The sequence below is a fragment of the Pseudoalteromonas sp. P1-7a genome, from assembly GCF_001401855.1.
Taxonomy (GTDB): Bacteria; Pseudomonadota; Gammaproteobacteria; order Enterobacterales; family Alteromonadaceae; genus Pseudoalteromonas.
The window spans coordinates 308,188-322,742 of sequence record NZ_LKDU01000001.1 but is presented as its reverse complement, the minus strand read 5'-3'; the positions used below and the strand labels follow the sequence as shown (position 1 = coordinate 322,742).

The following is a 14,555-nucleotide window of genomic DNA, read 5'->3' as shown; positions in this document are numbered from 1 at the left end:
GATGAACGTACTTGCAAACTCATTAGTTAGTTTAGATAAATCACTGGATATAAAAGCACTGCGCCAGCAAATAAAACAAGAGACAGGTTTAACAGTTCGTAGAATGGATGCATTTACACTGATTGCCTTATTGGCCGTTTTTAGGGCAAAGCAGGGCATTGATTTAACCTCGCGGATTGGCTTGTACAGTTGCGCTGATTATTTTTCTAGTGATTTAATGCAATCTATGTTGCTTGACGTGCACAACTGTGAAGCCATTAAGCCGCTTAGCTTTGTTGCGAGTGTGGGCAATGCCGCTAATTATTACCTTGCTAGTGCTTATTTTATTAACGGCCCTAATTTATTTATTGGCTCAGATAAGTCAGGAATGAAAAAGAATCAACTATTAGCTCAAGCTGACATGGAAAGTGGGATCATTGATATTGCTATCTTAGTAGTGTGGCATGAAGATGATAAAATACGTCATTGTTCAGTTAAAATAGTGGAAAATGCTGGTTTTTCCAGCGAACGTGGCAAAGATTAGTGTCTTCTACTTGAATCCGAGCATGCAGGGCTGTAGAATCTAGCCTCTTTTTCTCATCACCTTTGTAATAGGGATTGTTACGTTGAAATTTGCTGTAAAAAAATGTGTTGCTTGGGGCGATGGTAAGGCTAGTACCGAGGATTGGTGTGCGTTTGCTAACAATAGAAGTCTAAACACTCGAACGTTAACTATTCCTGAATTGAAACAAATGCCAGCTATGCAGCGCAGGCGTCTTAGTCCGTTTGCTAAATTAACGCTGCATTGTGCACTTGCTGCCTGTGAATCATATGAACAAACAGTACCTAGCGTATTTTCATCTCGCCATGGGGATTTACACAAAACAAGCAAATTAATTGCTGATGTAGCAAGTAAAGAGGCATTATCTCCAACCCATTTTGGTTTATCTGTTCATAACGCTGTAGGTGGTTTATTTAGCATCTTTACCGGTAATAAAGCGCCTTTGTCTGCTGTGTCGGCTGGCGAAGATAGCTTTTTTATGGGCTTGGTTGATGCGGTCTCAAAATTACATGCTTACAATTATGACCGTATTTTATATGTATATAGTGATTTAGCCGTACCGGAACAATATCAACCTTATGTGCAACAAAGTCCTGATAACGTTGCTGTGGCTTTGTTAATAGAGAAAAGCACATCGCAAGCGTGCATTAATTTGGAATTTACCAGTCATAACCAGCCTAACGGTACTGAGTCATCACAATTACAGGCATTGGCATTTTTGCGTTTTTATTATTCAAATAATAAACAGTTAGTGCTTGATTCAAAACGCTATCAATGGCAGTTAAGTCAGATATGAAAGCTTCATTCACTAAACTATATCGCGTAATAGCTACAGGCAGTGCGTTTGCTTTATTTAGCGGCGGAGGCTTGGTTTTATCGGTTCTGGTGTTTTCAATTCAACGTTTACTTTATTCGGATATAAACCAACGAAATCAAGCCGCGCGCACCGCGGTACATTATTCGTTTAAATTTTTTGTCGGTTATATGCGCCTAATTGGTATTTTACGAATCGATCTTGATAAATTAGATGCAATAAAAAATGCGAAAGGACAGCTAATTATCGCCAATCACCCTTCTTTGATAGATGTGGTGGTGCTAATTTCGATAGTCAGAAATGCTGATTGTGTCGTCAAAGCGGACCTTTGGAAAAATCCATTTTTAAAAGGTGTTGTAAAGGCTACGGGTTATATCAACAATGATGCTGATCCTGAATGTTTTTTAAATCAGTGTCAGCAAAGTTTTGCCTGTGGTAATAACTTGATTGTATTCCCTGAAGGTACGCGAAGTGTTCCCGAAAAGCCATGGAAATTTAAACGAGGTGCAGCAAATATCGCGCTTCGCACTGAAGTCGATATGTTGCCGATTTTGATAGGTGTGTCACCGGTCACGCTGACCAAAGGGCAAAAGTGGTATCAAGTGACTGATCGTCGCTTTACCTTTAAAATGCGCGTGCTACCGATTTATGAGATAAAACCTTATTTAAAAGGTGATCATGTAACTAACACTGTTAGACAACTAACACGCGATTTACAAGCTTATTTTAACGAGGAAAAATTAAAACATGAGTGATTTAAGCACTGAAGTAAAACAACTAATCATTGAAACCCTTGATTTGGAAGATATAGAAGCATCGGATATTAATGATAATGAAGCGTTATTCGTCGATGGTTTAGGCCTTGATTCAATTGATGCACTTGAATTAGGTGTTGCGATTAAAAAAGCTTATGACGTAAAAATTGATGGTAATACCGATGACAGTAAAAAACATTTTTACTCGGTTAAAACCTTGTGTGATTTTATTGCCTCAACACGGGCATAATAAACTGCAGTCACTCTGCATTGTTTGGAAGTAACTATGAGTAATGAAAACATGAATAATGGCGATAAAATTTTTGCAATGCTAAGCGAAATCCTAGAGCAGGATTTTGAAATAGATGCAGAAGATATTACCTACAGCGCGAATCTATACGAAGACCTTGATTTAGACAGCATTGATGCGGTTGATTTGGTCGTTAAATTACGTGAGCAAACCGGTAAAAAAATCGAGCCAAATGACTTTAAACAAGTCCGTACAGTGCAAGACGTCATTGATGCAGTTGAAAAACTGATGACAGCAGACGCTTAATGAATAAAGCCGTGCTAGTTGGGTTACTTTTTCTATATCCACTAGCCGTGTATTTTGGCTTGCAGTTTAGCGAGCCTGCGTTAATTGCTGCACTTTTTATTGTGGTGCTTTTAGCGCGATACTGGTTAACAAAAAGCAGTATAGTTAATTTTGCACACATGAAAATAATAACTATCAGTGGTATAACTGTATTAAGTTTTGCGACTTTTGCTAACTCTGAATTGGCACTGAAGTTTTACCCAGTGGTAATAAGTAGCTGCTTTTTAGCTGTATTTGCCTATTCACTTTACAACCCACCTAGTTTTATTGAAGTGATTGCCAGTAAATTTGAAACGCTTGACGAGCACGGCAAGCGTTACACCCGTACAGTAACAAAAGTATGGTGTGGATTTTTTATCATTAATGGGTTAATTGCGACAGCAACGATTTTTCATCCAGATCCAGTGGTTTGGCTAACCTATAATGGTTTAATTTCCTATTTGTTAATAGGGATATTAATGGTCGTAGAATTTATAATAAGAAAGTTTCAAAAGGCAAAAAATAAATCAAATGAAATGGCCGACTAACAAGACCTACTTTTATTGTCAAAATCATGGCTATGCCATTTGGCAACAGCAAGTACATGCCCATGCACGCGTATTTGCTGCACGTGATGAACAAACATGGTTATTATTTGATGCTGACAGTTACCAGTTCAGTGTTTTGTTTTTTGCGTTATTAGCCGCAAACAAGTCCATTGTATTGCCACAAAATGGCCAACCAGAGCAGCTTGCACAGTGCTTAGCGCAAGCTCAGGCATTCACTGGCATAGCCGATAACACCTGTGCAGAAGTGGCTTTTAATAAAAACATTCGTGTTGAGCATGTGGTAAATACTGCCATTAAGGTTGATGAAAACGCCGCGATTAGATTTTTTACCTCTGGCTCAAGTGGGACGCCAAAAGCAATTGATAAAACCTTTTCCCAGTTATTGATTGAAGTTAAAGAGTTGGAACAGCAATTTGCTGATCAAATGCAACAAACCATGATGGTTGCCACGGTGTCGCATCAGCACATTTATGGTTTATTGTTTAAGGTTTTGTGGCCACTGTATAGTGGGCGCGATGTCTGTTTTAATAGCTTTGATTACCCAGAGCATTTACTGCACTTTATAAATCAACAAAATGATGATCATGACTTTGTTGTGATCAGCAGCCCTGCTTATTATCATCGATTAGTACAAGATAATGTGCTTGTGGCTATAAAGCATAGAATACGTGGATTATTCTCATCAGGTGGGCCACTAAAAACCGCCGCGGCTATACAGTTGGCGAGTCAACTCGGTGATTCGCCAATAGAAGTATTAGGCAGTACAGAAACTGGTGGTATTGCTTGGCGTAGACAAAACAGCCAGGGTCATTGGCAGGCTTTTTCAACAATTAAGCTTAAACTCGATGATTGTCAGCGACTTATTATTTCATCTCCTTATGTTGATAATGGGCAGTGGTATCAGACGGATGACCGGGTGCAGTTATTGACAAATAACCAGTTTAATTTATTAGGTCGTGCTGACCGGATTGTCAAAATAGAAGAAAAACGTTGTTCACTCGATGAAATAAGCCTCAGAGTAAACCAGTCTGATTGGGTTGTAGATAGTTATGTTTTATTACTGCAACATGATACAAGTACTGGCCAGCGAGATGAAATTGCCGCTGTATTAGTATTAACAGAGGCTGGTGAGCAGGCATTAGAGCAGCTTGGCAAATTTAAGTTTTCTCAAGCATTAAAAACACATTTAAAAGCATTTTTCGAACCCTTAGTGATACCTAGAAAGTATCGTTATTTAACTGAGTTACCACATAACTCGCAGGGTAAACTTAATAAAGCGCAGTTGGAGAAGTTGTTTGACTGATTTTGTATATAAACCGGATTGTAAGCTGATTGAGCAAAGTGATAAACACGTTTTGCTAAAGTTAACAATTCCTGAAAATCTCTATTATTTCCAAGGCCATTTTCCTCAGGCAGCTATTTTACCTGGTGTAGCACAGCTTGACTGGGTGATGCACTATTTAACAGAGTTTATGGCGGTCGATTGTACTAAAACAGTGTCGATTGATGCCCTGAAATTTCAAATTATTGTACAGCCTAATTATGAGGTTGCCCTGTGTTTGAAAAAAATCAAAGCAAATAAATTTAGCTTTAGCTACAGTTCCACACATGGTCAGCATGCCTCTGGCAAAGTGGTACTTGCAGATGAATAAGGTGAACTGATCATGAGCAGCCAATACGGATTTGTGATCCCAAATTACAATCATCATTTAGTGATTCGCGATACCATCGCAGCTTTAGTGAGTTTTAATTTACCAATTATTTTGGTCGATGATGGCAGTAATCAACAAACTCAAACAGTGTTAGAGGATGTTGAGCGAGAGTTTGCTCTGGTCACGCTTGTTCGTAGAACGCAAAATGGTGGCAAAGGTGCTGCTGTACAAACAGGGTTAGCTCATGCCCACCAAGCAGGATGGAGCCATGCTATACAAGTTGATGCGGATGGTCAGCACGACTTGAATGATGTAGAGCAACTAATCACACGCTCTAAGTTTGCTCCCACGGCATTGGTCAGCGGTCAGCCTGTTTATGATGAGTCAATATCTAAAGGGCGCTATTACGGTCGTTTTATTACTCACTTTTGGGTCCATATTGAAACGCTTTCTTTCAAAATTAAAGACACTATGTGTGGCTTTCGGGTTTATCCGTTAGCTGCTTATGTGCAGTTAATTAATAACACGCGCTTAGGCAATAAGATGGATTTCGATATTGAGGTCATGGTAAAGCTTTATTGGCAGGGCACACCCGTTGAGTTCATTAAAACCAAAGTATTGTACCCAGAAAATGGTGTATCCCACTTTAATGTATGGGAAGATAATGTTTTGATATCAAAAATGCATACGCGTTTATTTTTTGGTATGTTGCTGCGTTTACCTCGGCTCATTGCGAATAAATTTAAATAGGAAGTAATAAACACAGTGTCAGATAACAACAAACCACAGCAACCGCACAACGACAGTACTTTTCATTGGTCACAATTAAAAGAGCGTGGCTCGATGTTTGGTATTGAATTGTTAGTGTTTATTTATAAAGTATTTGGCAAATGGTTATTTAAAGTCGTATTAACGCCTGTGATGTTTTACTTTTATATTACGGGACGTTTATCACGACATGCAATTTGGCATTACTTAGACAATTTAAACACCAGCATGGGTGAGCAAAAGCGGGTCGGCTTAGTGCGCTTTAAGCAAGGTTTTAAATTGTATTTTTCATTTGGTATGGCAATTCTCGATAAGTTTGATGCTTGGCTTGGTAAAGTAAATATCAAAGATATTGAGATTGCGACCCCTGACGGTTATCAAGAGTTAGTGCAAGCCAAAGGGGCGGTTATCTTTAGTGCTCATTTAGGTAATATGGAAATATGCCGCGCAATTTTTAGTATGGGTGATAATAAGCGTCCACTTAATGTGATCACTTATAATGAGCATACCCCGTCATTCAATAATTTCTTAAAGAAAGTAAACCAAGAAGCGGCCATTAATTTTATTCATATTAATAACTTCGGTCCTGATGACACGATTAAACTAAAACAAAAAATTGATGATGGTGAAGCAGTGGTTATCTTTGCTGATAGAACCTCGGTCAATAACCCAACAAGTGTGCATCAAGCGCCGTTTTTAGGGGAACAAGCCCCTTTTGCTGTTGGTCCATTCGCGCTGGCGAACATTATGGAATGCCCAGTGTTTTTAATGTTTTGCATTAATGAACACGGGCGCTATAGAACTTATATTGAGAAGTTTGCCGATCCCATTAAAGTAAAACGCAAAGAGCGCCAAGCGCATTTTCAAGCAATGGCAACAAAGTTTGCTGAGCGTCTTGAGTTTTATTGTAAAAAAGCGCCTTATCAATGGTACAATTTTTTTAACTTTTGGCAAAAAGCCAGCAACAAAGATTCAAAGCCTAGCTAAATATCTGGAGACAGTAGTAAATGGAAAACAATAAATCAACACACCTTTTATTTGGCGCAGGCCGTTTAACGATTGAAGACATTATTAGTGTTGTAAAAGAAGACCGCAGCGTAGCGCTATCTGGTGATAGCCAGTTTGCTGAAAAAATTGATTCAGCCGTCGCTTTTTTAGATAAGCTTTTAGCTGAAGAAGGCCATATCTATGGTGTAACCACTGGCTATGGTGACTCGTGTACGGTAGAGATTCCGTTAGCATTAGTAAATGAGTTACCTATGCACCTTACACGCTTCCACGGTTGTGGCTTGGGTGATTTCTTTACGCCAGAACAAGGTAAATTGATTTTAGCTAGCCGTTTATCCTCATTATCACAAGGCTATTCAGGTGTTAGCTGGGATTTACTAAAACTACTCGTTGAAATGATCAATCGTGATATTATCCCTGTTATCCCGCAAGAAGGATCAGTGGGTGCAAGTGGTGACTTAACGCCGCTTTCATATGTGGCAGGAAGTTTAATTGGTGAGCGCGACACCTATTATAAGGATCAAGTTGTTAACTCATTAGCGGCCTTTAAAGAAGAAGGTCTCGAGCCTATTACTTTACGTCCGAAAGAAGGCTTAGCAATAATGAACGGCACAGCGGTGATGACAGCGCTTGCTTGTCAAGCTTATGATCGTAGTGAATACGCAAGTCGTTTAATGACCCGTATTACCGCGCTTGCAAGTATTGCACTTAAAGGTAACAGCAATCATTTTGATGATATTCTATTTAGTGTTAAACCACATCCGGGTCAGCAAAATGTGGCAAAGCGCATTCAAACTGATTTAAATCATGTAGAACATCCACGTAATTCACATCGCCTACAAGATCGTTATTCAATCCGTTGTGCTCCTCACGTTATTGGTGTGTTAGAAGACAGCCTACCGTGGCTGAGAAGCATGATTGAAAATGAACTTAATAGTGCTAATGATAATCCGATTATCGATGGTGTCGGTGAGCATGTGCTACATGGCGGTCACTTTTACGGCGGCCATATCGCCATGGCAATGGATTCAATGAAGAGCTGTGTGGCTAACTTAGCAGACTTGGCTGATCGCCAAATTGCCACCCTAGTTGATGTGAAAATGAACCATGGTTTGCCCTCTAATTTAAGTGCGGCTTCAAGTGATCGTCGCTTTATTAATCATGGCTTTAAAGCAATTCAAATTGGCTGCTCTGCTTGGACGGCTGAGGCATTAAAACTAACCATGCCAGCGAGTGTGTTTTCTCGTTCAACTGAGTGTCACAATCAAGATAAAGTGAGTATGGGAACTATAGCTGCGCGTGATTGCTTACGGATTTTACAACTCACAGAGCAAGTATTAGCTGCGACTTTACTTGCAGCAGTTCAAGGTGTGCGCATTCGTATTTTAAATAATGAAATCGATGCCGCAGCACTTAATCCTGAAATTACAGCGATGATTGATGATGTAGCCGGCTTTTTTGATTTATTAGAAGAAGATCGCCCAACTGATAAGTTATTGCGTCAAACCATTGAGTATATTCAAACTCAACGTTGGTCGCTTTACCAATAAAGTGAAGGTATAAGATGAAAAAATCCAACGCAATAGTAACTGCCCATGTTGACATGGTGGTGCCATTTTATGATTTAGATCCTATGCGCATTGTTTGGCATGGGAACTATGTTAAATACATAGAAGATGCTCGGTGCGTATTACTTGACAAAATTGGCTATAATTACAATGCGATGGAACACTCAGGTTATATGTGGCCGATTGTTGATATGCGTCTAAAGTATGTTGCATCGGCCGTGTTTGGTTCGCACATACGCATTCATGCGAGTTTGGTTGAGTACGAAACACGGCTCAAAATCGAATATAAAATTGAATGTATAGACAGCCAGAAGGTGTTGACTAAAGCCCATACAATTCAAGTCGCCTTAGATTTACAAAACCAAGAATTACAGTTTGAATCTCCCGCTGTACTTATCGATAAAGTACGTACATATGTTGAGTAAAATTTGCTGTACTATATGGCTAGTAGCGGTGTTATTCGTTTGCTTGGCAACTAACTGTTTTGCACAAAGTGATTTCAGTGAGTTTGAAGTTAAGCAAGGTAAAGGAGAGTTTAGCCAAGCAAAGCATTTCACCTTTTTAAAACGGGCCATTAAGTCACAAGGTGAGTTTGTTATTTTCGAGCGACAAGTTTATTGGCATACAATTTTGCCTGTAAAAAGTGAGCTACTGCTTTTAACTAGTGGAATTTATCGGCGTACTGATACTGACCAAGATTATCAAGTACTGACCCAAGATAAACAAATAAACCAGCTATTAGCTAACTTATTAAGTGGCCAGATCAAGAACTCTGATTGGCAAATAACCACTGAAGATCGAACTGGTTGTTACCAATTAGTGCCAACTTTAATTGAAGTAGCAAAGATGTTTAAGCAAGTAAAACTTTGCCGAGAAGGTGATAGCCAACGTGAGATAGTGATAACCGACCAACAAAATAATCATACCAATATTATTATGAAAATAACCACTAAGGAGCTTAGTCAAGGTGACATGGAAGCCATTAAGCTCACGCACTAAGCTCGTTGTATGGTGCATACAGTTTGCTGTTATATTAGCGGGTTTGACTTATTTATGGCTATTTAAGTCATTTACGATTGTTGCTGATCTCAATCAAATATTTAGCGTAGAACAAGGTCCAGAAATACAACTCGTTATCGACCAATTAGAACAACAGCAATTACGTCAGCATCTTTTATTAGTGGGTCATCAAGATAAAGCCACGGCAATCAAGTATGCCCAGAGAGCGGCTAAGTCGTTAAATGAAATTACGGGTATTGCTGTCAATGTAAAGTTTGATGCTTTACCCAAACTTGACTCAATAGTGCGTGATTACCTTAATTATCCGTATGCTTTTATCAGTGAGCAATATCGATACTTGTTGCAAGCAAACGATAGTCAACGCTTATTCAATTACCAATTTAACCTCCTTAATGACGTGGCGTCGCCTTGGGTTGCAGCTACTTTGCAAAGCGACAAAACCTTAGCCCTAGCCGACTTTTTTAATCAACAACGATTACCTTCAGCACAACTTAAAAACTATGATGGCTTTTTAATTGCGACTAAAAGCGAGGCTGTAGAGCAGGTTCGCTATTATGTACTCGTAAACTTTATGAGTAATGGCACGGGTTTAGATTTAAATGTTGCGAAAAAGATTGCAGCAAACGTCGCTTCTCTTAAACAGCAAGCATTAACACAAGATACAGGTGTGGATTACTTGGCCACTGGGGCTGCTTTTTTTACTGCGAGTGCAAGCTCCAGCGCCCAAAGTGAAATGGCCCTTTTTGGGGTGATTTCTGTACTCGCAACCTTGTTATTGATCATGGTTATCTACCGAAGTGTATTGAGTGTGTTCTGCACGTTATTCGTCGTTTTAGTCAGTATGATTTATGGCTACACTGCACTGCGATTATTGTTTTCTGAGGTCAATGTTTTAACGTTAGTGTTTGCAGTGACGTTAATTGGTATAGCAGCCGATTATAGTTTTCATGCCCTAAGTGAATTGCGTTTTTCTCAAGCTAAAATAGCAAACCCATTGCACAATATTCGTAGTTCATTGTTATTAGGTTTTCTGACAACTACTGCCGGATATTTAATACTGGTGTTTACGCCATTAATATTATTTAAACAAATTGCGGTCTTCACCATGGCAGGGCTGCTGGGGGCTTTATTATGTGTATTACTACTCTACCCAAGTTTAATGCTATTAAAAGCTAAAAGCGCTATGCAGGTGCCGAACTTTATTACTGGATTGCATAACCTACAGCAAACGTGGCTTACTAATAAGCTGGCGATGCGTTGGCAAGTGCTATTCATCATAGTCGCATTATTTGGCTTAATGTTTTTAGATAATGATGATGATCCACGACATTTCTACAAAGTTCCCCATGATTTAATCACTCAGCAACAAACAATCAGCGATTTATTAGCAGCGCAATGGGACAGTTCATACCTGTTGATAGCCAGTGACAGCGAGCAGCAGGTGCTTAGGCAGATGGAGCAACTTTTACCACAGCTTGAGCAATTACAAGCAAACAAAGAGATTGCAGCGTATTCCAGTATCAGCCAATGGCTACCGTCAATATCCATGCAAAAGAGTAATCAACAATTGCTAAGTCGAGCAGTTAATCGCGGGGATTTTACACAGTTAAACTTAGTGCTCGGCTATGATTCATCAGATATTCTATTTGATGATTATCAACAGCTTGACTTTGCCAAATGGCAAGATAGCCAAGTGGGACTTTTATTTACCAATCAATGGTTGCAATCGCTAGACCGTTATTACAGTGTGATTAAGTTAAAGAGGGTAAAAAATTCTAGCAGGCTTAAAACCTTAGCTAACAGTAATCCTAATGTTTTTTTTATTGATAAAGTAGCTGATGTAAGCAAGCAAATAAAGCAATTTAGACAGCAATTAGTTTTAATCTATGCATTTTCCTTAGCTGCGGCGATGATAATTTTTTGGCTGCGCTACGGGCTATTAAATGCTTTTATTGCAATGACACGCCCACTAATTGCAATACTAATTGCACTTATATTAAGCACTTGGTTTTATGGAAGTTTGACCGTATTTAATTATGTTGCTGGGATCCTTATTTTAGCCCTTGGCCTAGATTATTGTATTTTTTATGCCGAACATGGCCTAAGTAAAAAAATAACACTAACCACCTTTGTATCAGCAGCAAGTTCATTATTTGTATTCGCAATATTAATCGTTAGTTCAACGCCTGCAGTTAGGCAATTTGGTTTTACAGTATTTATTGGTGTAACAGTGGTGTTTTTGCTCGCGCCACGCCTTGCTTTAGTATCAAAAAGGAATATTTAATGATATCAACAGATTATGATGTAACTATTATAGGGGCAGGCCCTTCGGGGACAGTCGCAGCGTGTTTGTTAATGCAACATGGTTTAAGTGTCTGCCTTATTGAGCGGGATGAATTCCCTCGCTTTTCAATTGGTGAAAGTTTATTACCGCAAACAATGGAATTCTTAGCTAAAGCCAATATGCTTGATGTACTGCTAGACAATGCTGATGAGCTTGGGTTTCAATTCAAAAATGGCGCCGCATTTTATCGTAATGGCCACCATACTAACTTTAATTTTGAAGAAAAATTCAGTGATGGGCCAAGTACAACATATCAGGTTAAACGAGCTGCGTTTGATAATTTATTAGCGCAAGAAGCAGTTAAACAAGGAGCTACCATCCTCTTTGGACAGCAGGTAACTGGCTTTAAAAGTGATGAAAAGACTACTTACACAAATATAATTGATTTAAAAACGAAAGAAGAAAGCATCATTTCTGCAAAATTTACCTTAGATGGCAGCGGGTTTGGCCGTGTACTTCCGCGCTTATTGGATTTAGAAGAGCCGAGTGTACTCACTCCTCGTAAGGCTGTATTTACACATTTTAAAGATAATATTGATAGCACACAGTTCGACCGCAATAAGATACTGATCACCGTTCACCCTATGATTCCAGATGTATGGTACTGGGTGATTCCTTTTAGTGATAGCACAGTTAGTGTAGGGGTTGTCGGTGAAACAGCACAAATCGAAAGACCAAATCAAACACTTGAACAAACACTCTCAGACTTTATTCGTGCTGATGACAACCTAAGTGCTTTATTGACAGATGCTAAAATTATTGCCCCTGTTCGCACGATTGGTGGCTATTCAGCGAATGTAAAAACGCTACACGGTGATAAGTTCGCATTATTAGGTAATGCTGGTGAGTTTTTAGACCCCGTATTTTCATCTGGTGTCACAATTGCGTTAAAATCTGCTGTTCAAGCGTCCGAGTTGGTGGTGAAACAGCTTCAAGGTGAAGCAATTGATTGGCAAGTTCAGTATGAAGAGCCACTAAGGGGAGGGATCGAAGTATTTAAATACTTTGTGAATTCATGGTACGACACGAGTTTGCAATCAGTGATCTTTTTTGCTGATGGTCAACCAGATGTAAAAGAGATGGTGTGCTCAATCTTAGCAGGGTACGCTTGGGATAAAAGTAACCCATTTGTAAAAAATACCAAGCGTGGATTAAAGATTTTAGAACAAATTTGCGAGCCAGATAATAATGATAGTGTTGCTTAATGGTGCTGCTGATGTTGAGATTATATAGAAAAACGCTGTTGCCATTATGTGTGCTATTTATAGCTGGATGTCAACAAATGGCAGCAAATCATATGGCAAGAGCAATGTTTAATTATATGCCAATCCCTACACAGTTGATTGAAAAAGGTTGGCTCGAAAGATTTCAGTTTTCCGGCATTGTTGATGAGTCAATATTGGTATCAACCGAGTTTTCAAAATTATCAATCACAGTTGTTGCTCTCACTTTTGAAGGGGTGCCGGTTACACAGCTGCAATTTGATACTCAAACTCATGAACTTACCACCGAGAATACGTTAGGTTTAGAGCTTGATGGGAAAAAAATTATTTACGATATGCAAAGTGCATTTTGGCCGTTGGGGATGCTTGAGCAAAACATGCGTAATGATAGTAAGGTGATTGAGTTTGATAACATGTTACTTCGAACACGGCAGTTTTACCGTAATGGCTTATTAGCTCGAGAAATCACGTATAATGGCGCTGTCACTCTACTGACAGAATTTGAACAAAATTATCGCTTAAAAATAGAAAGATTAGAAGAATATTAATATGCAACAACCGCTATATATTAGCCATTATGCTATGGTTAACCCATTAGGCTGTGACAATAAAACAATTAAACGTAACTTGTTAGCAGGAAATCAAGAAGGCATTGTTGTTAATAATGAACTACTTAATGAAGGTCCAATTTATGTTGGTGCTGTGCAAGCAGTGTTGCCTTCATTAGTACAATATCCTTGTGAGTTTCATAGCCGCAATAACCAATTAGCCGCTTTAGCACTAGAGCAGCTAATCAACCCAGTTAACGATTTAAAACAGAGATATGAACAACACCGAATTGCAGTAATTGTAGGCACTAGTACCTCAGGAATTGCGCAAGGTGAACAAGCCATGGCGCAATACTTAGAGCAAGGAAAGTTTGTCCATAATTATCATTACCAGCAGCAAGAGATGGACAATTTATCTCAATTTATTAGTTTGTATTTAGACGTAAAAGGACCCGCTATGACATTATCTACAGCTTGTTCTTCGAGTGCCAAAGCATTTGCCACAGCACAAGAGCTAATTGCAGCGGATCTTGCTGATGTTGCAATTGTCGGTGGCGTAGATAGCTTATGCGGTATGACAGTTAATGGGTTTGCCGCATTGGCCTCAACTTCTACTGGCATTAGCAATCCTTCTAGTAAAAACCGTGATGGTATCAACTTAGGTGAGGCAGCGGCATTATGTATAGTTGAAAAGCAAGGTACTGTCAAATTGCTCGGCGTAGGAGAGTCTAGCGATGCGCATCATATGTCAGCCCCACACCCACAAGGCGAAGGTGCAGTAGCGGCTATGCGAGCCGCACTGACTCGAGCTGGCTATCAAGCAAGTGATGTTGATTATGTGAATTTGCATGGTACAGCTACCCCTAAAAATGATGAGATGGAAGCCATTGCAGTGGCTGAAGTGTTTGGTAATGGCACACCCTGTAGTTCTTCTAAAGGCATGATAGGGCATACGTTAGGTGCAGCAGGAGCAACTGAAATCGGCTTATGTTGGTTGTTACTTGGCGATGATGAGTTTGCCCCGCATATTTGGGATGGCGAAGCGGATCCAGCATTGCCGACAATTAATCTCGTGCCATTAGGGGCGAAGAGCGAAACAAAAATTAAAACATGCCTGTCCAACTCATTTGCTTTTGGCGGCAATAACGTTAGTGTATTAATCGGATTATAA

The 14,555-nt window shown here is 39.4% G+C and carries 17 protein-coding genes; all 17 read left to right on the top strand.

The window, feature by feature from the left end:
- Nucleotide 1: 1 nt before the first annotated feature.
- The 17 genes from AN389_RS01470 to AN389_RS01390 all read left to right on the top strand — a co-directional run bounded on the left by AN389_RS01470 (nt 2) and on the right by AN389_RS01390 (nt 14,555).
- Nucleotides 2–523: a hypothetical protein gene (locus tag AN389_RS01470; protein ID WP_055019109.1), complete on the top strand. Its 522-nt coding sequence runs from the start codon at nt 2–4 to the stop codon at nt 521–523.
- Between the two features lie 82 nt (nt 524–605).
- The gene (locus tag AN389_RS01465; RefSeq protein WP_055019108.1) at nt 606–1,337 is read left to right on the top strand and encodes a beta-ketoacyl synthase chain length factor; all 732 of its coding nucleotides are present in this window, start codon (nt 606–608) and stop codon (nt 1,335–1,337) included.
- Nucleotides 1,316–2,110, top strand: coding sequence for a 1-acyl-sn-glycerol-3-phosphate acyltransferase (locus AN389_RS01460; protein ID WP_055019107.1), 795 nt, complete (start codon nt 1,316–1,318; stop codon nt 2,108–2,110). The genes AN389_RS01465 and AN389_RS01460 overlap by 22 nt, the downstream gene beginning before the upstream one ends.
- The gene (locus AN389_RS01455; RefSeq protein WP_055019106.1) at nt 2,103–2,360 is read left to right on the top strand and encodes a phosphopantetheine-binding protein; all 258 of its coding nucleotides are present in this window, start codon (nt 2,103–2,105) and stop codon (nt 2,358–2,360) included. The genes AN389_RS01460 and AN389_RS01455 overlap by 8 nt, the downstream gene beginning before the upstream one ends.
- A 51-nt stretch (nt 2,361–2,411) precedes the next feature.
- Nucleotides 2,412–2,666 (top strand): acyl carrier protein, encoded by a 255-nt coding sequence (locus AN389_RS01450; RefSeq protein ID WP_055019171.1) that lies wholly within the window; start codon nt 2,412–2,414, stop codon nt 2,664–2,666.
- Nucleotides 2,666–3,232, top strand: a complete 567-nt coding sequence (locus AN389_RS01445; RefSeq protein ID WP_055019105.1) for a hypothetical protein — start codon at nt 2,666–2,668, stop codon at nt 3,230–3,232. The genes AN389_RS01450 and AN389_RS01445 overlap by 1 nt, the downstream gene beginning before the upstream one ends.
- The gene (locus AN389_RS01440) at nt 3,216–4,556 is read left to right on the top strand and encodes an AMP-binding protein (protein WP_055019104.1); all 1,341 of its coding nucleotides are present in this window, start codon (nt 3,216–3,218) and stop codon (nt 4,554–4,556) included. Before AN389_RS01445 ends, AN389_RS01440 begins: the two co-directional genes overlap by 17 nt.
- Nucleotides 4,549–4,905, top strand: coding sequence for an acyl-CoA synthetase (locus tag AN389_RS01435; protein ID WP_055019103.1), 357 nt, complete (start codon nt 4,549–4,551; stop codon nt 4,903–4,905). The genes AN389_RS01440 and AN389_RS01435 overlap by 8 nt, the downstream gene beginning before the upstream one ends.
- Before the next feature lie 12 nt (nt 4,906–4,917).
- Nucleotides 4,918–5,655: a glycosyltransferase family 2 protein gene (locus AN389_RS01430; RefSeq protein ID WP_055019102.1), complete on the top strand. Its 738-nt coding sequence runs from the start codon at nt 4,918–4,920 to the stop codon at nt 5,653–5,655.
- A 15-nt stretch (nt 5,656–5,670) separates the two neighbouring features.
- Entirely contained in the window at nt 5,671–6,660 is a 990-nt protein-coding gene (locus tag AN389_RS01425; RefSeq protein ID WP_055019101.1) for a family 2 glycosyl transferase, read from the top strand.
- A gap of 20 nt (nt 6,661–6,680) precedes the next feature.
- A complete protein-coding gene (hutH, locus tag AN389_RS01420; RefSeq protein ID WP_055019100.1) occupies nt 6,681–8,231 on the top strand; it encodes a histidine ammonia-lyase in 1,551 nt (516 codons plus the stop codon).
- A gap of 14 nt (nt 8,232–8,245) precedes the next feature.
- Complete coding sequence (locus tag AN389_RS01415; RefSeq protein ID WP_055019099.1) at nt 8,246–8,674, top strand: thioesterase family protein; 429 nt, start codon at nt 8,246–8,248, stop codon at nt 8,672–8,674.
- The gene (locus tag AN389_RS01410; protein ID WP_055019098.1) at nt 8,664–9,248 is read left to right on the top strand and encodes a hypothetical protein; all 585 of its coding nucleotides are present in this window, start codon (nt 8,664–8,666) and stop codon (nt 9,246–9,248) included. Before AN389_RS01415 ends, AN389_RS01410 begins: the two co-directional genes overlap by 11 nt.
- Nucleotides 9,217–11,553, top strand: coding sequence for an MMPL family transporter (locus AN389_RS01405; protein ID WP_055019097.1), 2,337 nt, complete (start codon nt 9,217–9,219; stop codon nt 11,551–11,553). Before AN389_RS01410 ends, AN389_RS01405 begins: the two co-directional genes overlap by 32 nt.
- On the top strand, nt 11,553–12,818 hold the full coding sequence (locus AN389_RS01400; protein WP_055019096.1) for an NAD(P)/FAD-dependent oxidoreductase: 1,266 nt from the start codon (nt 11,553–11,555) through the stop codon (nt 12,816–12,818). Before AN389_RS01405 ends, AN389_RS01400 begins: the two co-directional genes overlap by 1 nt.
- Nucleotides 12,819–12,895: 77 nt before the next feature.
- Nucleotides 12,896–13,384 (top strand): DUF3261 domain-containing protein, encoded by a 489-nt coding sequence (locus AN389_RS01395; protein ID WP_055019095.1) that lies wholly within the window; start codon nt 12,896–12,898, stop codon nt 13,382–13,384.
- A 1-nt stretch (nt 13,385) separates the two neighbouring features.
- Nucleotides 13,386–14,555, top strand: coding sequence for a beta-ketoacyl-[acyl-carrier-protein] synthase family protein (locus tag AN389_RS01390; RefSeq protein ID WP_055019094.1), 1,170 nt, complete (start codon nt 13,386–13,388; stop codon nt 14,553–14,555).